The organism is Streptomyces sp. NPDC057271 (assembly GCF_042668715.1).
Taxonomy (GTDB): Bacteria; Actinomycetota; Actinomycetes; order Streptomycetales; family Streptomycetaceae; genus Streptomyces.
Map to the genome: position 1 here is coordinate 22350 of NZ_JBHUYJ010000001.1, position 24504 is coordinate 46853.

The following is a 24504-nucleotide window of genomic DNA, read 5'->3' on the forward strand; positions in this document are numbered from 1 at the left end:
GTCGTGTTCGTCGACTCTCTTTCCCTTGGCACCCGGAGGGCCGCGGGGCGCGCCTGAAAGGACGGCCGGCGCGGCGGTGCGGCGGCGGTGCGGCGGCGGTGCGTGGAAGCACCGCCGCCGACCGAACGAACGCCTATGCCTCGCCGCGACGGTGCAGGGCGTCCAGGGTGGCCAGTTCGTCCTCGGTGAGGCGCAGCGCTCCCGCGGCGACGTTGGCCTCCAGATGCCCCAGGTCGCCCGTGCCGGGAATGGCGAGCACGTGGGCACCCCGGTGCAGCGTCCACGCGATGCGCACCTGTGCCGGGCTCGCCCCGTGCGCCCGGGCGACGGCCGACACCTCCGCGTCCACCGCGGCCTGGGCGGCGCCCGCCTGGCCCGCCGCTCCGGCGATGGAGTAGAAGGGGACGTACGCGATGCCCTGTTCTCCGCATTCGCGGACGAACGCGTCGTGGTCCGGCCGCACCCCGATCCCGTACCGGTTCTGTACGCAGACCACCGGGGCGATCGCCCGGGCCTCGGCCACGTGGTGCGGGTGGACGTTGGAGAGACCCAGGTGGCGGATGAGACCGGCCTGGCGCAGTTCGGCCAGCGCCCCGAAGCGCTCGGTGATCGAGTCGGTGCCGAGAATACGCAGGTTCACCACGTCGAGGTGGTCGCGGCCGAGCTGACGCAGGTTCTCCTCGACCTGCCCGCGCAGCTCCTGCGGGGTCGCGGCGTGCGTCGCCCAACGTCCCGCCGCGTCCCGGCAGGGTCCGACCTTGGTGGTGATGACCAGGTCGTCCCCGTAGTACGGCGCCAGGGCGCGGTTGATCAGCTCGTTGGCGGAGCGCAGGGGTGAGAAGTAGAACGCGGCGGTGTCGATGTGGTTCACGCCGAGCTCGACGGCCCGGCGCAGTACGGCGACGGCCTGGTCCCGGTCGCGCGGGACGGCGTTCTCGATGAGCGCCTCTCCGGTCTGCGGCAGGCGCATCGAGCCGAAGCCGATCCGGTTGACCGTGAGGTCGCCGAGTGTCCAGGTGCCCGAGGCGGCTGCGGTGATCGTTTCCGTGGTCATCCGGAGATGATCTCCCGCCGGTGGCCCCGGGCGCCAGGGTCAGCCGTCGGTCCGGAGCCGGTCACGTTGCAGCTGGTGAGCGAGGGTGCGACGCATCGAGGGGGTGGCCGAGGAGGGTGCGGGCGAGGTCCCGGGGGTCTTCGCGGGGACGTCGAGACCGCGGCTGATCTCGTCGTACGCCGTCCGGTACGCGGTCCGACGGGTGGCGGGAAACCGGTCCCGGTGCGCCCTGAGGTCCTCCTCGACCAGACGACGCAGCTCGTCGACGGTCCGGGACGTGAAGCGCTTCCGGCCGCGCGCGAACGCGTGGACGTACGGGGTGCAGAGGGCGGTCTCGTCGCAGGATTCGGAGATCGCCTCGGCGAGACCCCAGAGCCGCCCTTCGAGCCACGGGGCGTCGTCCTGCCGGAGGGAGAGGGTCATCGGCGCCTCCGGCGAACCGGCCCTGACCTGCTTGGACACGGCGGGCTGGCTCATCTCCGTGAGCCGGGCGATGCGCTCCTGCGTCCAGCCGTAGCCGACGAACACCCTGATCATCTCGGCACGCAGCCGCCGCATCTCCTCGCCCGCCCGGATGACCTCGTTCATGGCGGCGAGCATGCGCGCCGCCTGTTCCTCGGTGATCTCCTCGCGTTCCATGACTCGGTTATACCGCGTCATAACCAGGTTGTACTACTCGGTTGTGGATGGCAGAGTCCTTCCATGACCTCCTACTTCGCCGCATCGGACGGAACCCGCCTCGCCCACCGCACGGAAGGCCGCACGGAAGGCCGCACGGAAGGCCGCAGGGAAGGCCGTGCGGGACCGGCCGGTGAACCCGTCATCTGTGTCCCCGGGGGTCCCACGGACTCCCGTTACCTCGGAGACCTCGGTGGCCTCTCCGCGCGCCGCCGGCTGATCCTGCCCGACCCGCGCGGGACGGGGGACTCCGCCGTTCCCGGGGATCCCGCCTCCTACCGCTGCGACCGTGTCGTCGAGGACGTCGAGGCCCTGCGAGTCCACCTCGGCCTGGACCGCGTCGACCTGCTCGGCCACTCCGGCGGCGCGAACATCGCCGTCATGTACGCCGCCCGGTACCCGCTCCGGGTGCGCCGCCTCGCCCTGATCACCCCCGGAACGGCGGCCGTCGGCATCGAAGTCCGCGGTGAGACGCGGCGTGCGGCGGCGCTGCTCCGGAAGGACGAGCCGTGGTTCCCCGGCGCGTTCGCCGCCATGGCGGCCCTCACCGAGGGCAGGGGTGCGGACTGGGGCGCCATCGCCCCCTTCTTCCGGGGCCGTTGGGACGAAGCGGCACGTCGCCACCACGCGGACGCGCGGCCGGCCAACGCGGAGGCGGTCGCCGGCTTCGCCGCCGAGGGCGCCTTCGACCCGGAGTCCACCCGCGCCGCGCTCACCGCCTTCGAAGGTCCGGTCCTCGTGCTCGCCGGGGAGTTCGACCTGAACAGCCCGCCCGGTCCGGTCTCCGAACTCGCCGCGCTCTTCCCCGACGCCTCCTTCGCCGTGCAGCCGGGGGCAGGGCACTACCCGTGGATCGACGACCCCGCGTCGTTCGTCGCCACCGTGGGGAACTTCCTCTCGTGACGGTGCGCGCCCCGGATGCACCCGAAGGCGCCCCGGAAGACCTCGACGAGGGCGCTCACGCGCGGTACCCGTGGGTGCGGCGGCAGGGTCGCCGCCCGCGTAGGCTCGGGGGGACAGGCCGCAGCGATCGCAGGGCGACGGAGGGAACGGGCGCGGGCCATGAAGATCGATCTCACGGACACCACTTCCAGCAAGATCAACAAGGCGATCGTCGAGGGCCGCAGGGCCGTCGGCACACCCGCCGTCGGCATGGTGCTCACCCTCGTGATCGTCACAGACGAGGAGAACGCCTACGACTCGCTGAAGGCCGCCAACGAAGCCTCGCGCGAGCACCCCTCGCGCACGCTCGTCGTCATCAAACGTCACGTCCGTTCACCCCGGCGGCGGTACGAGGACCGCCTGGACGCGGAGGTGCGCGTCGGCAGCGACGCAGGCTCGGGGGAGACCGTCCTGCTCCGGCTGCACGGCGAACTCGGCGCGCGCGCCGACTCCGTGGTCCTCCCGCTGCTGCTCCCCGACGCCCCCGTCGTCGTCTGGTGGCCGGTCGACGCCCCCGACGTCCCGGCCAAGGACCCGCTCGGCTCGCTCGCGCAGCGCCGCATCACCGACGCGTACGCCGTCGAGGACCCGCTCGCCGCCCTGGCCGTCCGCGCCGCCTCCTACGCGCCCGGTGACACCGACCTCGCCTGGACCCGGCTCACCCCGTGGCGCTCGATGCTGGCCGCCGCCCTCGACCAGGCCGCCGCGACGGTCGTCTCGGCAGCCGTGGAGAGCGAGGCCGACAACCCGAGCGCCGAGCTGCTGGCCCGCTGGTTCGAGGACCGCCTGCGGGTCCCGGTCGAACGGGTCGTCACGGACGGGCCGGTCGTCACCGCCGTGCGCCTCGGCACGCCCGACGGCGAGATCCGCATCGACCGGCCCGAAGGCCCGGTCGCCCGGCTCTCCATCCCCGGCCAGCCCAACCGGGTCCTCGCCCTCAAGGTCCGTACGACGGCCGAGCTGATCGCCGAGGAGTTGCGCAGGCTCGACCCCGACGAGATCTACGCCTCGGCCCTGCGGACCGCGACCTCATCGGCCTCCGCTGCCTCCGGGACCCCATCGGCCTCCGTGACCTCCTCGATCGGCAACCCCACGTAGTTCTGGGCGAGTTCCGCCGCGGCGTGCGGCGAACTCGCGATCCGGTCCAGCTGGGCGAGCTGGAGCCGGGTGTCGAAACCGGACTGGGCCGGATCGCGGTGCAGTGTGGTCGTCATGGCGTACGAGAAGTGCTCGGCGCGCCACACCCGGCGCAGGCACGCGGCGGAGTAGCCGTCGAGCAGCTCCGTCGAGCCCGTCGCCGCCCGGCGGGCGAACGCCCGCGCCAGGACGATCACATCGGCGGCGGCGAGGTTGAGCCCCTTCGCGCCGGTCGGTGGAACGATGTGGGCCGCGTCCCCGGCGAGGAACAGCCGGCCGTACCGCATCGGTTCCGTCACCGAACTCCGCATCGGCAGCACCGACTTCTGGGTGATCGGACCACGCCGGAGCCGCCACTCGGGCGTGTCCCCGAGCGCGAGGCGGGCGTCCAGCTCGTCCCAGATGCGGTCCTCCGGCCAGTCGGCCGGGTCGGTGCCGTTCGGCACCTGGAGGTAGAGCCGGCTCACTGCGGGGGAGCGCATGCTGGCGAGCGCGAAGCCCCGCTCGGAGTGGGCGTAGACCAGCTCCTCGTACACGGGCGGGGCTTCGGCGAGGATGCCGAGCCAGGAGTACGGGTACGTCCGCTCGTACGTCGTCCGCTCGCGCTCCGGCACCGCCGTGCGCGCGACCCCGTGGAAGCCGTCGCACCCGACCATGTAGTCGCAGGTCAGGATCTGCTCGCGCCCCTCGTGGGTGTAGTGGATCGCAGGGCGGTCCGTGTCGACGCCCTCCACGGACCGCACCTGGGCGCCGAAGAGCAGCGGCCCGCCGTCGGCGAGTTGAAGGGCGATCAGGTCCTTCACCACCTCGGTCTGCGCGTAGACCCAGACCCGGCGGCCGTCGGTGAGCGAGGGGAAGTCGACCCGGTGGGCGCGGCCGTCGAAGCGGAGTTCGATGCCGTCGTGGGCCATGCCCTCCGCGTCCAGCCGCGCGCCCGCCCCCGCGGCGCGCAGGGCGTCGACGGTGGCCTGCTCGAGGATCCCGGCGCGCTGCCGCTGCTCGACGTATGCCCGGTCACGGGACTCCAGGACCACGCTGTCGATGCCGGCGTCGTGCAGCAGACGGGCGAGCAGCAGCCCGGAGGGGCCGCCGCCGATGATGCCGACGGTGGTGTGCATCGAGCCTCCATGTTCGTATAGTGAAGTAAACTTCACTGAAGAGTGGGGCCGAGTCTGCGCTCGCCGCGCCCGGCTGTCAACGCCCCGCGCGGACGCCGCAGACCGCTGCGACGTCCGTCCTCTACGGTGTCCCCGAGATCGTCAGGGAGAGTCCATGTCATCGACCGGAACAGTGCCGCCCGAGGCCGTCGCGCCGCTGATGCGCGGGCTCATGGTGCTGCGCCGGCTCACCGACGCCGACGGGGTCCTCAGCCTGAGCGAGCTGGAGCGCATCACCGGCCTGGCCCGCTCCACCGTCGACCGGGTGACCGGCACGCTCGCCCGCATGGGATACGTGCGCCTCGACGGCCGGGACGTCTTCCTCGCGCCCCGGCTGATGGACCTGGGCAACGCCTACCTGGCCGCCCTCGGGCTCCCCGGGCTGCTCGGCGGCCCCGCCGACGCGCTCGCCGACGCCCTGGACGAGTCGGTGTCGCTCGCGGTCGCGGACGGCGACGGCGTCCGCTTCGTCCACCAGGCCACCCGCCGGCGCGCGATGTCCCTCAGCTTCCGGATCGGAGACCTGCTCCCGGCCGAACGGACCGCCCCGGGAGCGTTGGCGGCCGCCGACTGGACGGAGACGGAGTGGGCGCGGTGGCGGGCGCGCAGGGCGACGGACCCCCGGGCGGCGGGATTTCCCGCCGTCCCGCCCGGCGGCGGGCCGGACGAGACGGAGTTCGCCGCGCTGGCGGCGCGGGCCGGTGAGGACGGCTGGGCCCTGGACGACCAGCTCATCGAGCCGGGCCTGGTCGCCCTCGCCCTGCCCGTGCGGGACGCGGACGGCGGCGTCGCCTGTGTGGCGAGCGTGGTCAGTCACACCAGTCGCCACACGGCCGACTCGTTGCGCGAGGCGATGCTGCCCCGCCTGCGGAGCGCGGTCGCGGACTGGGAGGCCCTGCTGAAGGGGCAGGTGCGCGAGGCGGCCAACGGTCCGCGTTCCCGCGCGCAAGCCCCGGCAGAGAGCCCGCCCGGCCTCGCCGACTGGACCCACGCCTCGAAGCAGGAACTCGGACGGGGCTTCATCGAGTCCCTCGCCCGGGGACTCACCGTCCTCACGGCGTTCGGCGAGGGCCGGGCCGCGCTCTCCCTGAGCGCCGTCGCCGAGGCCACCGGGCTCGCCCGGGCCACCGCCCGGCGCGCTCTGATCACTCTGGAACACCTCGGGTACGTCGGTGCCGAGGGTCGCCTCTTCCGGCTCACCCCGCGGGTCCTCGCGCTCGGCTACCCGTACCTCTCGCGTCTGCCGCTCCCGCAGATCGCCGCTCCGCACCTGGCCGGACTCTCGCGGCGCGTCCACGACTCGGCGTCCCTCGCGGTGCTCGCCGGCCACGACGTCCGGTACACCGCCCGGGTGGCCACGCGCCGGATCATGAGCGTCCACATCACCGTCGGCACGCGCTTCCCCGCCCACGCCACCTCGCTGGGCCGGGTGATGCTCGCCGATCTGCCGCCCGACGCCCGTGCCGCGTGGCTGTCGGAGATCGAGCCACAGGCCCTCACCCCGTACACCCTCACCTCGGTCGGGGAGCTCGCCGCCGTCCTTCAGCGCGTGCGGGAGCAGGGGTACGCCCTCGTCGACGAGGAGCTGGAGCAGGGGCTGCGCTCGATCGCCGTGCCGGTGCGCGACCGTGCGGGCGCGGTGGTGGCCGCCGTGAACGTGGCCATGCACAGCAGCCGCCGCACGGTGGAGGAGTGCGTCACCGAAGTCCTCCCCGAACTGCGCGCCACGGCCGCCCGGATCGAGGAGGACCTCCGAACGGCGGGCCGCTTCACCCGCGTACCCGAAGCCTGACCGACCGGCTCCGACCGGCTTCGACCGGCTCCGACCGGCTTCGACCCGGCCCGGCCCCCCCGCCTCCCCTCGGCCCGGCCCGTCAGGAGTCCGTGGCCTCCGACGGGTCCCGCAGGCGTTCCGCCGCGTCCGACACCCGCAGCATCAGGCTCATGAACTGCGCCTGCTCCTCAGCCGAGAGGGGAGCCAGGAAGACCTGGTTCATCCGTGCCGTGCGTACCGTCAGCCGGCGGTGCGTCCGGCGGCCGTCCTCGGTCAGGCGCAGCAGGAAGCGGCGGCCGTCCTCGGTGTCGCGCACCTTGTCGAGCAGGCCGCGGCGCGTGAGCCGGCTGACGACCTCGGCGATCGTGGAACGGTCCAGGCCCACGCGCTCGCCCACCGTCCGCTGATCGAGTCCCGGCTCCGCGGTCAGCGCGTTGAGGACGCCGAACTGCGGGGACGTGATCTCCTCCGAGACCATCGTCGTCCACAGCAGGTGGTGCGCCTGCTGGAGCCGTCGGGCCAGATGCCCGGGATGGGTGGTCAGATCGACCGCGGCCATCGTCTGCCTCCGGTTGAGTTCGTTGGTGTACTGAACGATACGCCCCCGCCCCTGGCGGCTATTGACGCCTACGAGTGTCGATGTCAGCATGGCGACATTCCTCAGATGCTCAGTGCACTGAGCAATTTCTCGACTCGACTCCGGAGGCTCCCCGTATGGACAAGGTCGTCCCCACCGCAGCCGACGCGGTGGCCGACGTGGGCGACGGGGTCTCGCTCGCCGTCGGCGGCTTCGGCCTCAGCGGCGTGCCCGCCGTGCTCATCGACGCCCTCCACCGACGCGGCTCCGCCGGACTGCGCATCGTCTCCAACAACTGCGGGGCGATGGACTCCGGCCTCGCCGTCCTCCTCTCCGCGGGCCGCATCACCCGCGTCACGGGCTCGTACATCGGCGCCAACAAGGAGTTCGCCCGTCAGTACCTCGCCGGCGAGCTGGAGGTCGAGCTGATCCCGCAGGGCACGCTCGCCGAGCGGCTCCGGGCCGGCGGCTGCGGCATCCCCGCGTTCTACACCCCCGCGGGCGTCGGCACCCAGATCGCCGACGGCGGCCTGCCCTGGCGCTACGGCGGCGACGGAAACGTCGCCCTCGCCTCGCCGCCCAAGGAGGTACGGGAGTTCGACGGTCTCGCGTACGTCCTGGAGCGCGCCATCCGCACCGACTTCGCGCTCGTCCGCGCCGCACGCGGGGACCGCCACGGCAACCTCGTCTTCCGCAAGTCGGCGCGGAACTTCAACCCCCTCGCCGCGATGGCCGGAAAGGTCACGATCGCCGAGGTGGAGGAGCTGGTCGAGCCGGGCGAGCTCGACCCCGACGCCGTGCACCTCCCCGGCGTCTTCGTCCAGCGCGTCGTCGCCCTGACCCCCGAACAGGCCGGGGCGAAGCGCATAGAGAGGAGGACCACGCGATGAGCTGGACCCGCGAGCAGATGGCCGCCCGCGCCGCGCGCGAGCTGAGGGACGGCCAGTACGTCAATCTGGGCATCGGGCTGCCGACCCTGATCCCCAACCACCTTCCCGAGGGGGTGGAGGTGATCCTGGAGTCGGAGAACGGGATCCTCGGCACCGGCCCGTACCCCACCGAGGACGAGGTCGACCCCGATCTCATCAACGCGGGCAAGGAGACCGTCACCGTCCTGCCCGGTGCCTCCTACTTCGACTCCGCGCTCTCCTTCGGGATGATCCGCGGTGGCCACATCGACGTCGCCGTGCTCGGCGCCATGCAGGTCTCCGCCCGCGGCGACCTCGCCAACTGGGCCGTACCGGGCAAGCTGGTCACCGGCATCGGCGGAGCGATGGACCTCGTCCACGGCGCCCGGACCGTCATCGTCGTGATGACCCACACCGCCAAGGACGGCACCCCGAAGATCGTGGAGGAGTGCACCCTCCCGCTGACCGGCCGGGGCTGCGTCGACCGGATCGTCACCGACCTCGGCGTCCTCGACGTCACCCCGGACGGACTCGTCCTCACCGAGACCGCACCCGGCGTCGACCCCGCCGACATCCTCGCCAGGACGGCGGCCACCGTCCACCGGGTCGCCGGCACCCAGAACGCCGGCGCCCACCACGCCGGAACCCCCGCGGCCCCCGCCGCCGGCACCTCCGCCCGCTGACACCCCCGCCCGCCGACACCCCCGGGAATCCCCATGGCCCTCACCCAGTCGGACATCGACACCGAGATGGACGAGTTCCAGAACGCGTACGACAGGGAGCTGGCCGCCGGTGCCACACCCCGCGTCCACCCGCCCCGCGCCTACGCCCCGTACCGCAGCTCCCTGCTCCGCCACCCCCGGCAGCCGCTCGTCGCCGTCGACGGCGGCGACCCCGAGACCGTCGAGCTCTCCGGCCCCGTCTTCGGCCCCACCGACATCACCGAGACCGACAACGACCTCACCCGCCGGCACGCGGGCGAGCCCCTCGGCGAGCGGATCACCGTCTCCGGACGTCTCCTCGACCGGGCGGGCCGCGCCGTACGCAGACAGCTCATCGAGGTGTGGCAGGCCAACGCCTCCGGCCGGTACGCCCATCTGCGCGACCAGCACCCCGCGCCGCTCGACCCGAACTTCACCGGCGTCGGCCGGACCCTCACCGACGACGAGGGCCGCTACACCTTCACCACCGTCAGGCCGGGCGCCTACCCGTGGCGCAACCACCACAACGCCTGGCGCCCCGCCCACATCCACTTCTCCGTCTTCGGCACGGCCTTCACCCAGCGGCTCGTGACGCAGATGTACTTCCCCGGCGACCCGCTCTTCGTCCACGACCCGATCCTGCGCTCGGTCACCGACCCGGCGGCCCGCGAACGGCTCGTCGCCCGCTACGACCACGCGCTGTCGCGGCCCGAGTCCTCCCTCGGCTACGCCTGGGACATCGTCCTCGACGGCCCCTCCGCCACCTGGATCGAAGAAGGGCGCTGACCCGCGATGACGCCTCTCCCCACCCCGTCCCACACCGTCGGCCCGTTCTACGGGTACGCCCTGCCCTTCCCCGACGGGGAGCGGATGGCGCCCGACGCTCATCCCGACCGGATCGTCCTGCACGGACACGTGTACGACGGCGAGGGCGCCCCCGTCCCCGACGCACTCCTCGACTTCTGGCAGGCCGCCCCCGACGGCTCCCTCACCGGTGCGCCCGGTTCGATGCGCCGCGACCCGGTCACCGGCGGCCATCTCGGCCGGAACGGAACGGACTTCACCGGCTTCGGCCGTGTCGCCACGGACGCCGACGGCCACTACGCGCTCGCCACGCTGCCGCCCGGCAACACAGGTCTGCCGTACATCAGCGTCTGTGTCCTCGCCCGCGGCCTGCTGCACCACCTCTTCACCCGGGCCTACCTGCGCGACGGCGCCGACGCTCTCCTTGACGCCCTCCCGCCCGAGCGCCGCGCCACGCTGGTCGCCAGGCCCGACGAGGCGACCGCGCCCCGTGCGTACCGCTTCGACATCCGCCTCCAGGGCGAGGGCGAGACGGTCTTCCTGGAGTTCGCGTGACGTCCGGACCGGCCGACGTCGGCCTCCTCGCGCCGGGGCGCGCGGGCTCCCTGGCCGAGGCCGCGACCGGCGACACCGCGTTCCTGCGAGCGCTCCTCGAGGCGGAGGCGGCCCTCACCCGCGCCCAGGCCGCCACCGGGCAGGCGCCTCACGGGGCCGCCGACGCGGTCACGGCGGCCGTGGCGGACGCCGCCCGCTTCGACGCGACGGACATCGCCCTGCGCGCGCGGGCCGGCGGCAACCCCGTCATCCCTCTCGTCGCGGACCTCACGGCCGCGGTGCCGGAGAAGTGGCGTCCGTACGTCCACCGCGGGGCGACGAGCCAGGACATCATGGACACCGCGACGATGCTGGTCGCGCGCCGCACGCTGGACCTGGTCCTGGACGACCTCCACCGAACGGAGCGGGCGCTGCGCACGCTGGCCGCCGCGCACCGGGACACGGTCATGCCCGGCCGTACCCTCACCCAGCACGCCGTGCCCACCACCTTCGGCCTCAAAGCGGCCGGCTGGCGAGCGCTCGTACTCGACGCGCGTGACCGCATCCGTACGGTGCGGGAATCACTGCCCGCCCAACTCGGAGGCGCAGCCGGGACATCGGCCGCCTTCGACGCGTACGGCGAAGGAGTGCCGGGGAACGCCGACCGGCTCCTGGCCGCCTACGCGCGGGAGACCGGACTCGCCGAGCCCGTGCTGCCCTGGCACACCCTGCGCACCCCGGTCGCCGACCTCGCGGGAGCCCTCGCCTTCACCGCCGGGGCCCTCGGGAAGACCGCCGTCGACGTCCTCACCCTCTCCCGTACCGAGATCGCGGAGGTGGCGGAGGGAGCGGGCGGGGGCTCCTCCACGATGCCGCACAAGGCGAACCCCGTGCGCGCGACGCTCGTCGCCGCGGCCGCCCGGCGCGCCCCGCACCTGGCCGGCGCGCTGTACGGCTCGCTGGCCGCCGAGGACGAGCGGCCCGCGGGCGCCTGGCACGCCGAATGGGAGCCGCTGCGCGAGCTGCTCCGGCTCGTGGGCGGGGCGGCCCGCGACGCCGCCGAGCTGGGCTCGGGGCTACGGGTCCACGCCGACGTCATGCGTCACCACCTCGACCTCACCGGCGGGCTGATCGTCTCCGAGCGGCTCTCCGCCGCTCTCGCCCCTCTCCTCGGGCGTGGCCGTGCGAAGGAACTCCTCACCGCACTCGCCCGGCGCTCCCGCGCCGAGGGGCTCCCTCTCGCCGAACTGCTCGCCGGAGTACCTGAGCTGACGGACCTCGACCTCGACGAACTCACCGACCCCACCCGGTACACCGGCTCCGCCCGAGCCCTGACCGACCGCGCCCTGGAGCGACCGTGACCGCCACCCCGCGGCCGTACGCGGGACTGCACCACCGCGTCGAGGGGCCGCCCGGCGCGCCCGTGCTGATCCTCGGTCCCTCGCTCGGCACCTCCACCGCCCTCTGGGACGCGGTCGCGCCCGAACTGTCGGCCACCCACCGGATCGTCCGCTGGGACCTGCCCGGCCACGGCGGCTCACCCGCCTCCCTCATCGGCCCCGGGGCGACCGTCGCCGACCTGGCCCGTCTCGTCCGCGACCTCGCCGACGCGCTCGGCGCCGACCGCTTCTCGTACGCCGGAGTCTCCCTCGGCGGCGCGGTGGGTCTGCATCTCGCCGCACACCGTCCCCAGCGCGTGGAGCGGCTCGCCGTGCTCTGCTCCTCCGCGCACTTCGGCCCCGCCGCGAACTGGACCGACCGCGCGGCGGCCGTCCGCCGCGAGGGACTGGCCGCACTCGCCGAGACGGCACCCGCCCGCTGGTTCACCCCCGGCTTCACCGTTCCGCGCCTGGTCGACGACCACCGCCGCGCGGACCCCGCGGCGTACGCCGCCTGCTGTGACGCCCTCGCCGCCTTCGACCTGCGGGACCGGCTCTCCTCGATCACCGCCCCCACGCTCCTCGTCGCCGGACGGGAGGACCCGGCGACCCCGCCGGCGCATCTGCGGGAGATCGCGGACGCGGTCCCCGGCGCGACGCTCACCGAGATCCCGGGGGCCTCGCATCTGGCCCCGGCCGAGCGGCCCGAGGCCGTCCTCGCCGCGCTGCGCGGCCACTTCACGGACGGTGGCGCGAAGCGGGGCATGGAGGTCCGCCGCCAGGTGCTCGGTGACGCGCACGTGGACCGCGCGCAGGCGGGCCAGACGGCGTTCACGGCGCCGTTCCAGGACTTCATCGCGCGCTACGCCTGGGGCGAGATCTGGACCGACCCCACGCTCTCGCGGCGTGAGCGGAGCCTGGTGACCCTGACGGCGCTGGTGGCCCGCGGCCACCTCGACGAGCTGGCGATGCACGTCCGCGCGGCCCGGGGTAACGGCCTCACGCCCGAGGAGATCGGGGCCGTCCTGCTCCAGACCGCGGTGTACTGCGGTGTTCCGGCGGCCAACGCGGCCTTCGCCGTGGCCCAGCGTGTCCTCGCGGAGGAGGCCCCGCCCGGGACTGCCCCGGCCGACTGACCGCACCGACATGACAATCGTTTGCATGATGAGACCGGCTCAGCCACTCGGCGGACGTCCGGCGTGCGGTACATCGGCCGAGGGCGGAGCATGAACGTGAGGAGGGTGGGGGCGGCGAACCAGGAGGCTGCCATGCCCGACGCGCTCGTCGTGCTGAAGAACGTCGACAAACACTTCGGCGAGCTCCATGTGCTCCAGTCCATCGACCTGACCGTCGGCCGTGGCGAGGTCGTCGTGGTCATCGGCCCCTCCGGCGGCGGGAAGTCGACCCTCTGCCGGGCCATCAACCGCCTGGAGACCATCGACTCCGGCGAGATCGTGATCGACGGCAAGCCGCTGCCCGCCGAGGGCCGTGAGCTCGCCGCGCTCCGCGCCGACGTCGGCATGGTGTTCCAGTCGTTCAACCTCTTCGCGCACAAGACCGTGCTCGAGAACGTCACCCTCGGCCAGGTCAAGGTCCGCAAGAAGGACAAGAAGGCGGCCGACAGGCGGGCCCGCGAACTGCTCGAACGCGTCGGGGTGGCCTCCCAGGCCGACAAGTACCCCGCCCAGCTCTCCGGTGGCCAGCAGCAGCGCGTCGCGATCGCTCGGGCGCTGGCCATGGAGCCGAAGGTCATGCTCTTCGACGAGCCGACCTCCGCGCTCGACCCCGAGATGATCAACGAGGTACTGGAGGTCATGCAGCAGCTGGCGCGTGACGGGATGACCATGGTCGTCGTCACGCACGAGATGGGCTTCGCGCGCTCCGCCGCCAACCGCGTGGTGTTCATGGCGGACGGCAGGATCGTGGAGGAGACCACACCCGACCAGTTCTTCAGCAACCCGAGCAGCGACCGCGCCAAGGACTTCCTCTCGAAGATCCTGCACCACTGACACGCGGCCGCCGCCACAGCTTCCCCCAGGGGTGATCACATGAATCCGCGCAAGCTCACCAAGGCCGGGGTGGCCGCGGCCGCCGCGCTCGCTCTCTCCTTCTCGCTGGCCGCCTGCGGCGACGACGGCGGAAACGGATCGAGCGCCGACGGCGACACGATCACTGTCGGCATCAAGTTCGACCAGCCCGGCGTAGGACTGAAGACACCGGACGGCACGTACACCGGCTTCGACGTCGACGTGGCGACCTACGTGGCCCAGCAGCTCGGCCGCGATCCCGGCGACATCGAGTGGAAGGAGGCCAAGAGCGCCGACCGCGAGACGATGCTGGAGCGCGGCGACGTCGACTTCATCGCGGCCTCGTACTCGATCAACGACGAGCGGGAGGAGAAGGTCGACTTCGCCGGTCCGTACCTCCTGGCCCACCAGGACGTGCTGATCCGCGCGGACGACAACTCCATCACCAAGCCCGAGGACCTGAACAACAAGAAGCTCTGCTCGGTCACCGGTTCCACGTCCGCGCAGAACGTCAAGGATGAGATCGCCCCCGACGCGCAGCTCCAGGAGTACGGCGGCTACTCGGAGTGCCTCACCGGCCTGGAGAACGGCGTGATCGACGCGGTCACCACCGATGACGCGATTCTCGCCGGCTACGCCTCGCAGCCTGAGTTCGAGGGCAAGTTCAAGCTCGGCGGCTTCGAGATGAGCAACGAGAACTACGGCATCGGCGTCCAGGAGGGCAGCGAACTCAAGCAGCAGATCAACGACGCCCTCGAGAAGATGGTCGCCGACGGAGCATGGGACGAGGCCGTGAAGAAGAACTTCGGACCGGCGGAGTACCAGAACGAGCCCGCGCCGGAGGTCGGCGTCGTCGTCAAGTGAGCGGCAGGCCGACGTGTTCGATTTCCTCGAAGGGTACGACCTGCTGGGAGCCTTCTGGGTGACGGTGCAGCTCACCGTCTACTCCGCGATCGGCTCCCTGATCTGGGGGACGCTGCTGGCCGCCATGCGCGTCAGTCCCGTCCCCCTGATGCGGGGCTTCGGCACCGCCTACGTCAACATCGTCCGCAACATCCCCCTGACGGTCATCATCGTCTTCACCTCGCTGGGACTGTTCCAGACGCTCGGCGTCAACATGGGTGCGGAGGACTTCACCACCATCAACTTCCGGCTCGCCGTCCTCGGACTGACCGCGTACACCTCCGCCTTCGTCTGCGAGGCGGTGCGCTCCGGCATCAACACCGTGCCCCTCGGGCAGGTCGAGGCGGCCCGCGCGATCGGGCTCAGCTTCCCCCAGGTGCTGCGCCTGATCGTGCTGCCGCAGGCCTTCCGCTCGGTGGTCGGCCCCCTGGCGAACGTGCTGATCGCCCTCACCAAGAACACCACCGTGGCCGCTGCCATCGGCGTCGCCGAAGCGGCGCTGCTCATGCGGGAGATGATCGAGAACGAGGCCCAGCTCATCCTCATCTCGGTGATCTTCGCGGCCGGCTTCATCTGCCTCACGCTGCCCATGGGGCTGCTGCTCGGCTGGGTGAGCAAGAAGGTGGCGGTGAAGCGATGAAGGCCAGGCCCACCGTCCTCTACGACGTCCCGGGACCGCGTGCCAAGCGGCGCAACGTCCTCTACACCGTGCTGTTCCTGCTCGGTCTCGGCGCGCTGATCTGGTGGGTGGTGGCGACACTCGCCGACCAGGGGCAGCTCGAATGGGCCAAGTGGTCCCCGTTCTTCACCGACTCCCGTACGTGGACCACGTTCCTCCTGCCCGCGCTGAAGAACACCCTCGTCGCCGCCGCGCTCTCCGTGGTCATCGCCTTGCCCGTCGGGGCTCTTCTTGGCGTCGGCCGGCTCTCCGACCACCGCTGGATACGTGCCACCGCCGGGACGATCGTGGAGTTCTTCCGCGCCATCCCGGTCCTCATCCTGATGCTCTTCGCCAACGCGGCCTACTCCGAGTTCACCGACATCAGCCCGGAGAACCGCCCGCTCTACGCGGTCGTCACCGGGCTCGTCCTCTACAACGCCTCGGTCCTCGCCGAAGTGGTCCGGGCCGGCATCCTCTCCCTGCCCAGCGGTCAGACCGACGCCGCCAAGGCCATCGGCATGCGCAAGGGCCAGACCATGACGAACGTCCTGCTGCCCCAGTCGGTCACCGCGATGCTCCCGGCGCTCGTCAGCCAGCTCGTCGTCATCGTCAAGGACACGGCGCTCGGCGGAGCGATGCTCGGCTTCTCCGAACTGCTCGCGTCCGTTCGCCCGATGAGCGCCAACTACGGTGCCAACACCATCGCCAGCTTCACCGTCGTCGCCGTCATCTTCGTGATCCTGAACTTCGCGCTCACCAGCTTCGCCGGCTGGCTGGAGCGCCGGCTGCGCCGTGCGAAGAAGTCGACCGGCGCGGTCGTCGGCGCGGGCGCGGTGGAGGAACTCGCGACCCCGGGCGAACACGTCGGCCCCGCCGACGAGACCAGGTGACGACCGGCCGACCCCGCGCGGCGCGACGCACGCCCGCGGAGGGCCCGGCGCGTCAGCCGCGTGGGAAGGCGAGCACGACCACCGGGGCCGAGGTCGGGCGGGCAGAGCCGCCGACGGGTTCCACGGTGACGCCCATGCCGGACGCCCCGCTCACGGGGCCGTCGAGCAGGGTCGCCTCGGCGGTCGCACGCGGGTCCATCAGCCCGGCGGAGCGCATGGTGCCCTCGTCGTCGTACCAGAGCTGGTAGACCCTTCCGCTCGGCGGCGCCGCCATGCCGGACGCAGCGAACACCGCCCGGTCGAGTGAGCGGGAGACGACGACCGTACCCACGGCGCCCCCCTCGACACGGGTGGTGGAGATCCGGGCGTCCGCGGCGGCCAGGACCGCCGCCACCGCGTCGTTCGCCCCGCGCGCCTGCCGGGCCTCCTGCCGCGCCTCCTCCGCCTGCCCGTACTGCCAGACCGCGGCACCGCCGAGCCCGACGGCCCCCGCGAGGCAGACCGCGAGCGCCCAGTGGGACAGCCGGCGCGGCCCGCGACGCCCCGGCGGGGAGCGCCTCGTCGGCGTCGTCGGCCGCTCCTGGCGTACGGTCGCGATCCGGCCCATCACTCCCGTCCGCAGGGACGCGGTCGGCGCCACCGCGACGGCGAGACCGAGCCTGGTCACGGTCTCGGAGAACTCCCGTACCTCCTCGGCACACGGCGGACACCCCGTCAGATGCCGCTCCACCGCCTCGCGGTCCCCGGCGTCCAGCGCGTCGAGCGCGTACGCGCCGGTCAGGGTGTGCGGATCCGTCGCGCTCACGCGCCCACCCCCAGGCAGTCCCGGAGCCGGATGAGACCGTCGCGCAGCCGTGTCTTGACGGTTCCCAGCGGCAGTGCCAGAAGTTCCGCGACCTCCCGGTAGGTGAGGCCGCGGTAGTACGCCAGTGTCACCGACTGGTGCTGGAGTTCCGTCAGACCGCGCATACAGCGCCGGAGCTGTTCACGCTCCAGCCGGACCTCGACCTGCTCCACCACCTCGTCGTACGCCGGTGTGTGTTCCAGGAGGGCCACCCGTGCCTCCCGGTCGCTCGCCGCCTGCTCGGAGCGCACCCGGTCGACGGCCCTGCGGTGCGCGAGCGTCAGGACCCAGGTCATGACCGAACCCCGCGAGGGCTGGTAGCGGGCCGCGGTCCGCCAGACCTCGACGAGCACCTCCTGCGCGACCTCCTCCGACTGCGCGGGGTCCCGCAGCACGGTGCGGACGAGGCCGAGCACCGGCCCGGAGACCGTCTCGAAGAGCGCCGTGAACGCCTGCTGGTCCCCGCGTGCCACTCGCGCCATCACCTCGGGCAGATCCGGGGCCGGGGACGGGGCCCTGCCGATCCGTACGTTCTCTCTCACCGGGAAGCTCCAGAAGCACTCGGGGTACGAGGAGGATCCGAAAGCCGCCTGCCCGCCGGACGGGTCGCCTTCCCGGACTCGTTCGGGCGCGGCCCCGTGCCACCGAGGGCGACAGCCGGCCCTCATGACTCATTCGGGTGAAGGAGCCATCCGGAGGCGGCCGGGTGACGAATAACCGGCGTGGGCCACCGATCGGTGGGCCCGACGACTCAGGAGTGATCATGAACAGCCAGAGCTACCGCCGCGCCGCCGTTGCCGTCACCGCCGCCGTGCTGCTGCCGCTGGGCCTCGCCGCCTGTGCGGACGGCCAGTCGGGCAGCGAGGCCGCTGCGGCGCCGGACGCCGCCACCTCGCAGCCGGCCGCCGACGGCACCACGGTCGACAAGCCCTTCGGCCCCGCCTGTGCCTCGGTGCCGAAGGAGGGCGCCGGGTCCTTCGAAGGGATGGCCGAGGACCCGGTGGCCACGGCCGCCTCGAACAACCCGGAGCTGTCCACGCTGGTCGCCGCCGTCAAGCAGGCCGGCCTTGTGGACACCCTGAACAACGCGGAGAACATCACGGTCTTCGCGCCGACGAACGACGCCTTCGCCAAGATCCCGAAGGCCGACCTGGACAAGGTCCTCGCCGACAAGGAGACCCTGACCTCGATCCTCACGTACCACGTCGTCGGCCAGAAGCTGACGCCGCAGCAGCTGGAGAACGGCTCGTTCGAGACCCTCCAGAAGAGCAAGCTCACCACCTCGGGTTCGGGGGAGAGCTACACGGTCAACGACTCCTCGAAGGTCGTGTGCGGCAACGTGCCCACCGCCAACGCCACGGTCTACATCGTCGACACGGTGCTGATGCCGAAGTAGTCCGTGCCGTACTCCCGCCGTACCGGCGCCACCCTGCCCCGAGCCGGGTGGCGGCCACGGTCCTCACACGCGGGTGGCGGAGCTCGGGCGGCGGCTGAGCGCGCCGGGCCACCAGGCGACGGGGCCGAGGTCCCGCACGAGGGCCGGCACCAGCAGGGAGCGGACGACGAGGGTGTCCAGGAGGACGCCGAAGGCGACGATGAAGGCGATCTGCACCAGGAACGCCAGCGGAATGACGCCCAGCGCGGCGAAGGTGGCGGCCAGGACGACACCGGCCGAGGTGATGACACCGCCGGTCGCGGTCAGCCCGCGCAGGACGCCCTCACGGACCCCGTGCCGCAGCGACTCCTCCCTGACCCGGGACATCAGGAAGATGTTGTAGTCCACGCCGAGGGCGACCAGGAACACGAACCCGTAGAGCGGGACCGAGGAGTCGGTGCCGGTGAAGCCGAACACGTGCTGGAACACCAGCGCCGAGACGCCGAGCGTGGCGACGAAGTTCAGCGCCACCGTGGCGACGAGGAGCAGCGGCATCAACAGGGAGCGGAGCAGGCCGACGAGGATGACGAGGATGATCGCGAGCACCACGGGCACGATGAGCATCCGGTCGCGCTCGGCGGTCTGCTGGGTGTCGTACCGCTGAGCGGTGTAGCCGCCGACGAGGGCGTCCGCCTCCGGCACCGCGTGCACGGCCGTACGGAGCCGGGCGACGGCGTCCTTGGCGGCTTCGCTGTCCGCGGCGTCGGTCAGGGTGACGTCGATCCTGACCCTGCCGTCGACGACGAGCGGTGCACCGGCCCCCGGCCGCCCGGAGGCGGTGACCGCGGTGACCGAGTCCACGCCGTCCACGCTCTCGGCGGCCGCGGTGACGCCGTCCAGGGCGGGCGCGTCGGCGATCACGACCGCCGGATTGCCCGCGCCGCCGGGGAAGTGACGGCCGAGTGTCTCCTGCGCGGCGACGGAGGGGGCGTCGTTCACGAAGATCTCGTCGAGCGGGACCCCCTGGGACTGCAGGGTGGGCGCGAAGGCGGCGCAGGCGAGGAGCCCGGCGAGAGTCGCCGCCCAGACCCTGCGCGGCGCGCGGTCCACGAGCGCGGCCACCCGCCGCCAGATGCCGTGGCCGCCGCTCTCGGAGTCCGACGGACGTGGCCGTGCGGGCCAGTACGCGGCGCGGCCGAGCAGGACGAGGACGGCCGGCAGGAAGGTCAGGGCGCTCAGCACGGCGCAGACGATGCCGATGGCTCCGACCGGCCCCAGTGCCCGGTTGTTCGTCAGATCGCTGAAGAGCAGGGCGAGCAGGCCCAGCGCCACGGTGGCCGCGCTGGCCGTGATCGGTCCGGCGGACCGCCGCAGCGCGGCGCGCATGGCGGGGAACCGGTCGCCGTCGCGGCGGGCGAGCTCCTCCCGGTACCGGGCGGCGAGGAGCAGCGCGTAGTCGGTGGCGGCGCCGATGACCAGGATCGACAGAATGCCCTGTACCTGACCGTCCACGCGGACGACGTCGTGGTCGGCCAGGACGTACACGACGGCGCACGCCAGAGCGAGCGAGAACACCGCGCCCAGGATGATGACCAGGGGCAGGAGCACGCTGCGGTACACGAGCAGCAGGATGAGCAGCACCGTGACCAGGGCGACGGCGAGCAGCAGTCCGTCGATGCCGGCGAAGGCGTCCGACAGGTCGGCCTGGGTGGCGGCGGGGCCGGCGAGCCAGACGGTCGTCCCGGGCACCGAGGACGCCGCCCGGTCGATCGACTGCAGTGTGGGCGCCAACTCCTCGCCCAGGTCCGGGCGGAGCTGGACGACTCCGCGCAGTGCCTCCCCGTCCTCGGAGGGCAGGGCCGGGGACGGCGTACCGACGACACCGGGCTCTCCGGTGAGCGTGGCCAGCGCGCGGGTGGCGGCGGACCGCTGCTCCGCGCCGATGGTGCCACCGCCGGGCGCCGTCCAGACGACGAGCGCGGGGAGTGTCTCCTGCTGGCGGAAGGCTCGCTGTGCTTCGATCACACGGGTCGACTCGGCGCTGCGTGGGAGGAAGGCGGCCTGGTCGTTGGTGGCCACCTCACCGAGCTTTCCCGCGTACGGGCCGAGCCCGCCTCCGACGGCGAGCCAGACGACGAGCAGGACGAGGGGCAGCAGACGGCCTGCCCATCGTGTGGGGCTGGACATGCGGACTCCAGGGACGAGGTCTCTCGGGGACACAAGGTATCTCGAAGGTAAAGAATCTCAATGATTGAGAGAGATTCAATCATGGTGGATCCGGAACGCGACGTCACGGGGCAACGAACGCGTCGTCACGGGGCAGCCGCAGGTGGAAACGCGGCCCGCTCCGACGCCCTTTCCGGCGAGCGAGCGCGCCCGGATGCACCTGGGGGACGCCGCAGCGCGCGGGGTGAACCGGTCCGCGCGGCGGAACCCGGTTCAGCGGCGGGGTACGCGAAGTCGGCCGAGTTCCTCGTTCAGCGCGCTCAGGAACCGCAGCGCCACGGCCAGCTCGCCCTCGTCGAACCGGAGCCGGGCCCGCTCCGTCGCCTGCGCCAGCGGCATGAAGTAGCTGCGCGCGGCGGCCTTCGCCCCCTCCACGTAGTGCACGTGGACGACCCTGCGGTCGGCGCTCTCACGGGAACGGCGGATGTGCCCGGCCCTTTCGAGCCGGTCGAGACAGGCGGTGACAGCCCCCGAGGTCAGCCCCAGATGCTCCCGCAGCCGGCCCGGCGTCAGAGGCTCACTGCTGTCCAGGACCACCGAGAGCGCCTGCACGTCCGTGGGATGCAGACCCTGCGCGAGTGCGAAACCGTGGACCAGCCGGTTGATCTCCCCGTTCGTCCGCCGCAGCTCGACGGCGAAACTCTGCAGATCGCCCGGTGCGCGCTCGGGCGCGGTGTCCCCGGTCTCGGATTCCTCTGTGCTGGCCACACGATCAGCCTATAGAAACCGGTCCGCGCATCCACAGCTGCCGTACCCGGGGAAGAGTCGGACGAAGAACCCCCGGCCGGCGGGGGAGCGCGGCACCCGCCTCACCTCACCCGACCGGCGGAACGGAGCACCTCGATGACGGACGCACCAGGGCATGAGCAGCCCACCCCGGGGCCGCTCTGCCTCGTGACCGGCGCCAGCGGCTACATCGGCGGCCGCCTCGTCCCCGAACTCCTGGCGGCCGGGTACCGGGTCCGCTGCCTGGCCCGAACCCCCGCGAAACTGCGGGACCACCCCTGGGCCGACGAGGTGGAGACCGTACGCGGCGACGTCACCGACGCCGAGAGCCTCGCGTCCGCCCTCCAGGACGTCGACGTCGCCTACTACCTGGTGCACGCCCTGGGCGGCGGCTCCGACTTCGAGAACACCGACCGCGTGGCCGCCACGACCTTCGCCGAGCAGTCCCGCGCCGCCGGAGTCCGGCGCATCGTCTACCTCGGCGGGCTCGCTCCGCGCGGCGTCCCCGACCGCGACCTCTCGCCGCACCTGCGCTCGCGCGCCGAGGTCGGACGCATCCTCCTGCGATCGGGGGTCCCGACCACCGTGCTGCGCGCCGCCGTCATCATCGGTTCCGGCTCGGCCTCCTTCGAGATGCTCCGGTACCTCACCGAGCGCCTCCCGGTGATGGTCACCCCGAGCTGGGTGCGCACCCGGATCCAGCCCATCGGCGTCCGGGACGTGCTGCGCTATCTCGTCGGCAGCGCGCGCATGCCCGAGGAGGTCAACCGGGCCTTCGACATCGGAGGCCCCGACGTCCTCACCTACCTCGGGATGATGCGCAGCTACGCGGCCGTCGCCGGACTGCCACGACGGCTCATCTTTCCCGTCCCGGTCCTGACACCGCGTCTGTCCAGCCTGTGGATCGGCCTGGTCACACCGGTGCCCCGGTCCATCGCCCGCCCCCTCGCGGAGTCGCTGAAGTACGAAGTCGTCTGCGACGAGCACGACATCGCCGACTGGGTGCCGGACCCGCCGGGAAGCCCCCTCCCCTTCGGCAGCGCGCTCTCCCTCGCGCTCCAGCGGGTACGCGACGCCCAGGTCACCACGCGCTGGTCCTCCGCCGCCGTGCCCGGAGCCCCGAGCGACCCGCTCCCGACCGACCCCGACTGGGCGGGCGGCAGCCTCTACACGGACGAGCGCGAGCTGACGGTCGACGCGTCACCGCAGGCGCTGTGGCGGGTGGTCGAGGGAATCGGAGGGGAGAACGGCTGGTACTCCTTCCCCCTCGCCTGGGCCGTACGAGGCTGGGTCGACCGGCTCGTCGGCGGTGTCGGACTGCGCCGGGGCAGGCGCGACGCCACCCGGCTCAGGGTCGGCGACTCGCTGGACTTCTGGCGGGTCGAGGAGATCGAGCGCGGCCGGCTGCTGAGGCTGCGCGCCGAGATGCGGCTCCCGGGACTCGCCTGGCTGGAGATGTGCGCCGAGCAGGACCCGAACGGGGCGACCCGGTACCGCCAACGGGCGCTCTTCCATCCACGAGGCCTGGCCGGACACATCTACTGGTGGAGCGTGTCGCCCTTCCACTCCGTGGTCTTCGGCGGCATGGCCCGCAACATCGCCGAGAAGGCCCGGGCGACCGAGACCGGGCCGTCCCCGGCGGACCCTCACCGCCCCGCACCGCTGGGCGGCCCCGCGCCCGCCCCGGAGACGGACGGCGACCGGTGACCGGCAGCCGGGCCGTCGCATCCGGCGCGGCCCCGTCGGACGAATGGGCCCGCAAGGTCAGCGCAGTGACCACCGCGGGCGCCCGTCGGGCGGCTGTCCGGTGACGAAGCCAGGAGCGGTGCCATGAACGTCTCGGTCGTCCTGTTCACCTCGGACCTTCGCGTCCACGACCATCCGCCGCTGCGGGCCGCGCTGGGCCCGGGGAACGAGACCGTGCCCCTCTTCGTCCGGGACCCGGCCGTCGACGCAGCGGGCTTCGCGGCCCCGAACCGGCTCGCCTTCCTCGCGGACTGCCTCGGCGATCTCGACACCGCACTGCGCGAGCGCGGCGGCCGGCTCGTGGTGCGTTCCGGCGACCCGGTCGACGAGGTGCGCGCCGTCGTGCGCGAGGCCGACGCCGACGAGGTGCACATGGCGGCCGGTGTCAGCGCCTTCGCCAGGCGGCGCGAGGACCGGCTCCGTCGCGCCCTGGAGGCGGACGGGCGGCGTCTGTACGTCCACGACGGAGTCGTCACGGCGCTGCCCGCAGGGGCCGTCACCCCGGACGGATCGGACCACTACGCCGTCTTCACCCCCTACTTCAAGCGCTGGTCGCGCGAGCGGTTGCGTGAGCCGCTCGCGGCGCCGCACCAGGTCCGGGTGCCCCGGGGGATCCGCTCCGAGGACCTTCCGGCCCGCGGCGACGTGCAGTCCGTCTCCGAAGGTCTGGCCGCCGGCGGTGAGACGGAAGGCCGCAAGCGGCTCACCGCCTGGCTGGGCCGGCGCGCCGACGCGTACGAGGAGCGCCACGACGACCTCGCCGGCGACGCCACGTCCCGACTGTCGCCGTACCTCCACTTCGGCGCCGTCTCGGCGGCCGAGGCCGTCCACCGGGCCCGGTCCCGGGGCGGGGCGGGCGCGGAGGCGTTCGTACGGCAGCTCTGCTGGCGCGACTTCCATCACCAGGTCCTGGCGGCGCGCCCCGAGGCCGCCGAGGACGACTACCGCTCCCGGTCCGACCTGTGGCGGCGCGGGAAGCAGGCGGAGGCCGACCTCCGGGCATGGCGGGAGGGCCGCACCGGCTACCCCGTCGTGGACGCGGCCATGCGCCAGCTCGCCCACGAGGGCTGGATGCACAACCGGGGGCGGCTGCTCACCGCGTCCTTCCTCACCAAGACGCTGTACATCGACTGGCGTGCCGGAGCGCGCCACTTCCTCGACCTGCTGGTCGACGGCGATGTGGCCAACAACCAGCTCAACTGGCAGTGGATGGCCGGAACGGGCACCGACACCCGCCCCAACCGCGTGCTCAACCCGGTGACCCAGGGCAAGCGGTACGACCCCCAGGGCGCGTACGTGCGGCGGTGGGTGCCGGAACTCGCCGGACTCGAAGGCCCCGCGGTCCACGAGCCGTGGAAGCTGCCCGGACTCGAACGGGCCCGATACGACTATCCGGACCCCGTGGTCGAACTCCCCGACGGGCTGGCCCGGTTCCGGCGCGCCCGGGGCCAGGGCTGAGCC

At 72.7% G+C, this 24504-nt stretch carries 24 protein-coding genes; 16 read left to right on the top strand and 8 right to left on the bottom strand.

The window, feature by feature from the left end:
* Nucleotides 1-133: 133 nt before the first annotated feature.
* Together ACFUJR_RS00100 and ACFUJR_RS00105 are read right to left on the bottom strand one after the other, a co-directional pair.
* Nucleotides 134-1054 (bottom strand): oxidoreductase, encoded by a 921-nt coding sequence (locus ACFUJR_RS00100; protein WP_383169797.1) that lies wholly within the window; start codon nt 1052-1054, stop codon nt 134-136.
* Between the two features lie 39 nt (nt 1055-1093).
* On the bottom strand, nt 1094-1693 hold the full coding sequence (locus ACFUJR_RS00105; protein ID WP_383169795.1) for a sigma-70 family RNA polymerase sigma factor: 600 nt from the start codon (nt 1691-1693) through the stop codon (nt 1094-1096).
* 63 nt (nt 1694-1756) lie between these two features.
* On the opposite strand from ACFUJR_RS00105, the gene ACFUJR_RS00110 reads away from it, so the two are divergent.
* On the top strand, nt 1757-2635 hold the full coding sequence (locus ACFUJR_RS00110) for an alpha/beta fold hydrolase (protein WP_383169793.1): 879 nt from the start codon (nt 1757-1759) through the stop codon (nt 2633-2635).
* Nucleotides 2636-2794: 159 nt separating this feature from the next.
* On the top strand, nt 2795-3772 hold the full coding sequence (gene opcA, locus ACFUJR_RS00115) for a glucose-6-phosphate dehydrogenase assembly protein OpcA (protein WP_383169792.1): 978 nt from the start codon (nt 2795-2797) through the stop codon (nt 3770-3772).
* On the opposite strand, the gene ACFUJR_RS00120 is transcribed toward opcA, so the two are convergent.
* Nucleotides 3676-4929, bottom strand: a complete 1254-nt coding sequence (locus ACFUJR_RS00120; RefSeq protein WP_383169790.1) for a 4-hydroxybenzoate 3-monooxygenase — start codon at nt 4927-4929, stop codon at nt 3676-3678. The two genes, opcA and ACFUJR_RS00120, sit on opposite strands and share 97 nt — an antisense overlap.
* A 154-nt stretch (nt 4930-5083) precedes the next feature.
* Between ACFUJR_RS00120 and ACFUJR_RS00125 the strand changes: the two genes are divergently transcribed.
* Nucleotides 5084-6760, top strand: coding sequence for an IclR family transcriptional regulator C-terminal domain-containing protein (locus tag ACFUJR_RS00125; RefSeq protein ID WP_383169789.1), 1677 nt, complete (start codon nt 5084-5086; stop codon nt 6758-6760).
* Nucleotides 6761-6842: 82 nt separating this feature from the next.
* Here the strand turns inward: ACFUJR_RS00125 and ACFUJR_RS00130 are convergent, their stop codons facing one another.
* Nucleotides 6843-7301 (bottom strand): MarR family transcriptional regulator, encoded by a 459-nt coding sequence (locus tag ACFUJR_RS00130; RefSeq protein ID WP_352189968.1) that lies wholly within the window; start codon nt 7299-7301, stop codon nt 6843-6845.
* Between the two features lie 155 nt (nt 7302-7456).
* Here ACFUJR_RS00130 and ACFUJR_RS00135 point away from each other — a divergent pair, with 155 nt between their 5' ends.
* From ACFUJR_RS00135 to ACFUJR_RS00180, 10 genes are all read left to right on the top strand, one after another.
* Nucleotides 7457-8209, top strand: a complete 753-nt coding sequence (locus ACFUJR_RS00135; protein ID WP_383169787.1) for a CoA transferase subunit A — start codon at nt 7457-7459, stop codon at nt 8207-8209.
* Nucleotides 8206-8910 carry a CoA transferase subunit B gene (locus ACFUJR_RS00140; RefSeq protein ID WP_383169785.1) on the top strand — a complete coding sequence of 235 codons (705 nt, stop codon included), beginning with the start codon at nt 8206-8208 and terminating at the stop codon, nt 8908-8910. The genes ACFUJR_RS00135 and ACFUJR_RS00140 overlap by 4 nt, the downstream gene beginning before the upstream one ends.
* A 33-nt stretch (nt 8911-8943) precedes the next feature.
* The gene (gene pcaH, locus ACFUJR_RS00145; protein ID WP_383169783.1) at nt 8944-9714 is read left to right on the top strand and encodes a protocatechuate 3,4-dioxygenase subunit beta; all 771 of its coding nucleotides are present in this window, start codon (nt 8944-8946) and stop codon (nt 9712-9714) included.
* Nucleotides 9715-9720: 6 nt separating this feature from the next.
* On the top strand, nt 9721-10287 hold the full coding sequence (gene pcaG, locus ACFUJR_RS00150; protein WP_383169780.1) for a protocatechuate 3,4-dioxygenase subunit alpha: 567 nt from the start codon (nt 9721-9723) through the stop codon (nt 10285-10287).
* The gene (pcaB, locus tag ACFUJR_RS00155; RefSeq protein ID WP_383169778.1) at nt 10284-11627 is read left to right on the top strand and encodes a 3-carboxy-cis,cis-muconate cycloisomerase; all 1344 of its coding nucleotides are present in this window, start codon (nt 10284-10286) and stop codon (nt 11625-11627) included. The genes pcaG and pcaB overlap by 4 nt, the downstream gene beginning before the upstream one ends.
* On the top strand, nt 11624-12781 hold the full coding sequence (gene pcaD, locus ACFUJR_RS00160) for a 3-oxoadipate enol-lactonase (RefSeq protein WP_383169776.1): 1158 nt from the start codon (nt 11624-11626) through the stop codon (nt 12779-12781). Before pcaB ends, pcaD begins: the two co-directional genes overlap by 4 nt.
* A 132-nt stretch (nt 12782-12913) precedes the next feature.
* A complete protein-coding gene (locus tag ACFUJR_RS00165) occupies nt 12914-13654 on the top strand; it encodes an amino acid ABC transporter ATP-binding protein (protein WP_383169774.1) in 741 nt (246 codons plus the stop codon).
* Between the two features lie 39 nt (nt 13655-13693).
* Nucleotides 13694-14536: a glutamate ABC transporter substrate-binding protein gene (locus ACFUJR_RS00170; RefSeq protein ID WP_383169772.1), complete on the top strand. Its 843-nt coding sequence runs from the start codon at nt 13694-13696 to the stop codon at nt 14534-14536.
* Between the two features lie 13 nt (nt 14537-14549).
* Nucleotides 14550-15215, top strand: coding sequence for an amino acid ABC transporter permease (locus tag ACFUJR_RS00175; RefSeq protein WP_383169771.1), 666 nt, complete (start codon nt 14550-14552; stop codon nt 15213-15215).
* A complete protein-coding gene (locus tag ACFUJR_RS00180; RefSeq protein ID WP_383169769.1) occupies nt 15212-16126 on the top strand; it encodes an amino acid ABC transporter permease in 915 nt (304 codons plus the stop codon). The genes ACFUJR_RS00175 and ACFUJR_RS00180 overlap by 4 nt, the downstream gene beginning before the upstream one ends.
* Nucleotides 16127-16178: 52 nt before the next feature.
* Here ACFUJR_RS00180 and ACFUJR_RS00185 read toward each other — a convergent pair whose 3' ends face one another.
* Together ACFUJR_RS00185 and ACFUJR_RS00190 are read right to left on the bottom strand one after the other, a co-directional pair.
* Nucleotides 16179-16931 carry an anti-sigma factor domain-containing protein gene (locus ACFUJR_RS00185; RefSeq protein WP_383169766.1) on the bottom strand — a complete coding sequence of 251 codons (753 nt, stop codon included), beginning with the start codon at nt 16929-16931 and terminating at the stop codon, nt 16179-16181.
* Nucleotides 16928-17512 (bottom strand): sigma-70 family RNA polymerase sigma factor, encoded by a 585-nt coding sequence (locus tag ACFUJR_RS00190; RefSeq protein WP_383169764.1) that lies wholly within the window; start codon nt 17510-17512, stop codon nt 16928-16930. Before ACFUJR_RS00190 ends, ACFUJR_RS00185 begins: the two co-directional genes overlap by 4 nt.
* A 221-nt stretch (nt 17513-17733) precedes the next feature.
* Between ACFUJR_RS00190 and ACFUJR_RS00195 the strand changes: the two genes are divergently transcribed.
* Entirely contained in the window at nt 17734-18366 is a 633-nt protein-coding gene (locus ACFUJR_RS00195; protein ID WP_383169762.1) for a fasciclin domain-containing protein, read from the top strand.
* Between the two features lie 63 nt (nt 18367-18429).
* Here ACFUJR_RS00195 and ACFUJR_RS00200 read toward each other — a convergent pair whose 3' ends face one another.
* Together ACFUJR_RS00200 and ACFUJR_RS00205 are read right to left on the bottom strand one after the other, a co-directional pair.
* Nucleotides 18430-20532: an MMPL family transporter gene (locus ACFUJR_RS00200; protein ID WP_383169760.1), complete on the bottom strand. Its 2103-nt coding sequence runs from the start codon at nt 20530-20532 to the stop codon at nt 18430-18432.
* A 252-nt stretch (nt 20533-20784) separates the two neighbouring features.
* Nucleotides 20785-21279 (bottom strand): MarR family winged helix-turn-helix transcriptional regulator, encoded by a 495-nt coding sequence (locus tag ACFUJR_RS00205; RefSeq protein WP_383169758.1) that lies wholly within the window; start codon nt 21277-21279, stop codon nt 20785-20787.
* A gap of 135 nt (nt 21280-21414) precedes the next feature.
* Here ACFUJR_RS00205 and ACFUJR_RS00210 point away from each other — a divergent pair, with 135 nt between their 5' ends.
* Nucleotides 21415-23004 carry an SDR family oxidoreductase gene (locus ACFUJR_RS00210; protein WP_383169756.1) on the top strand — a complete coding sequence of 530 codons (1590 nt, stop codon included), beginning with the start codon at nt 21415-21417 and terminating at the stop codon, nt 23002-23004.
* Between the two features lie 123 nt (nt 23005-23127).
* Nucleotides 23128-24501 carry a cryptochrome/photolyase family protein gene (locus ACFUJR_RS00215; protein ID WP_383169754.1) on the top strand — a complete coding sequence of 458 codons (1374 nt, stop codon included), beginning with the start codon at nt 23128-23130 and terminating at the stop codon, nt 24499-24501.
* Nucleotides 24502-24504 lie beyond the last annotated feature (3 nt).

Excerpts from the sequence above, each read along its gene's own strand:
- ACFUJR_RS00165 (WP_383169774.1), top strand. The coding sequence starts at position 12,914 with ATGCCCGACGCGCTCGTCGTGCTGAAGAACGTCGACAAACACTTCGGC.
- ACFUJR_RS00170 (WP_383169772.1), top strand. The coding sequence starts at position 13,694 with ATGAATCCGCGCAAGCTCACCAAGGCCGGGGTGGCCGCGGCCGCCGCG.
- ACFUJR_RS00210 (WP_383169756.1), top strand. The coding sequence starts at position 21,415 with ATGACGGACGCACCAGGGCATGAGCAGCCCACCCCGGGGCCGCTCTGC.
- ACFUJR_RS00110 (WP_383169793.1), top strand. The coding sequence starts at position 1,757 with ATGACCTCCTACTTCGCCGCATCGGACGGAACCCGCCTCGCCCACCGC.
- ACFUJR_RS00100 (WP_383169797.1), bottom strand. The coding sequence starts at position 1,054 with ATGACCACGGAAACGATCACCGCAGCCGCCTCGGGCACCTGGACACTC.
- ACFUJR_RS00200 (WP_383169760.1), bottom strand. The coding sequence starts at position 20,532 with ATGTCCAGCCCCACACGATGGGCAGGCCGTCTGCTGCCCCTCGTCCTG.
- ACFUJR_RS00135 (WP_383169787.1), top strand. The coding sequence starts at position 7,457 with ATGGACAAGGTCGTCCCCACCGCAGCCGACGCGGTGGCCGACGTGGGC.
- ACFUJR_RS00130 (WP_352189968.1), bottom strand. The coding sequence starts at position 7,301 with ATGGCCGCGGTCGATCTGACCACCCATCCCGGGCATCTGGCCCGACGG.
- opcA (WP_383169792.1), top strand. The coding sequence starts at position 2,795 with ATGAAGATCGATCTCACGGACACCACTTCCAGCAAGATCAACAAGGCG.
- pcaG (WP_383169780.1), top strand. The coding sequence starts at position 9,721 with ATGACGCCTCTCCCCACCCCGTCCCACACCGTCGGCCCGTTCTACGGG.
- ACFUJR_RS00105 (WP_383169795.1), bottom strand. The coding sequence starts at position 1,693 with ATGGAACGCGAGGAGATCACCGAGGAACAGGCGGCGCGCATGCTCGCC.
- ACFUJR_RS00125 (WP_383169789.1), top strand. The coding sequence starts at position 5,084 with ATGTCATCGACCGGAACAGTGCCGCCCGAGGCCGTCGCGCCGCTGATG.
- ACFUJR_RS00180 (WP_383169769.1), top strand. The coding sequence starts at position 15,212 with ATGAAGGCCAGGCCCACCGTCCTCTACGACGTCCCGGGACCGCGTGCC.
- ACFUJR_RS00120 (WP_383169790.1), bottom strand. The coding sequence starts at position 4,929 with ATGCACACCACCGTCGGCATCATCGGCGGCGGCCCCTCCGGGCTGCTG.
- ACFUJR_RS00140 (WP_383169785.1), top strand. The coding sequence starts at position 8,206 with ATGAGCTGGACCCGCGAGCAGATGGCCGCCCGCGCCGCGCGCGAGCTG.
- ACFUJR_RS00195 (WP_383169762.1), top strand. The coding sequence starts at position 17,734 with ATGAACAGCCAGAGCTACCGCCGCGCCGCCGTTGCCGTCACCGCCGCC.
- ACFUJR_RS00215 (WP_383169754.1), top strand. The coding sequence starts at position 23,128 with ATGAACGTCTCGGTCGTCCTGTTCACCTCGGACCTTCGCGTCCACGAC.
- pcaH (WP_383169783.1), top strand. The coding sequence starts at position 8,944 with ATGGCCCTCACCCAGTCGGACATCGACACCGAGATGGACGAGTTCCAG.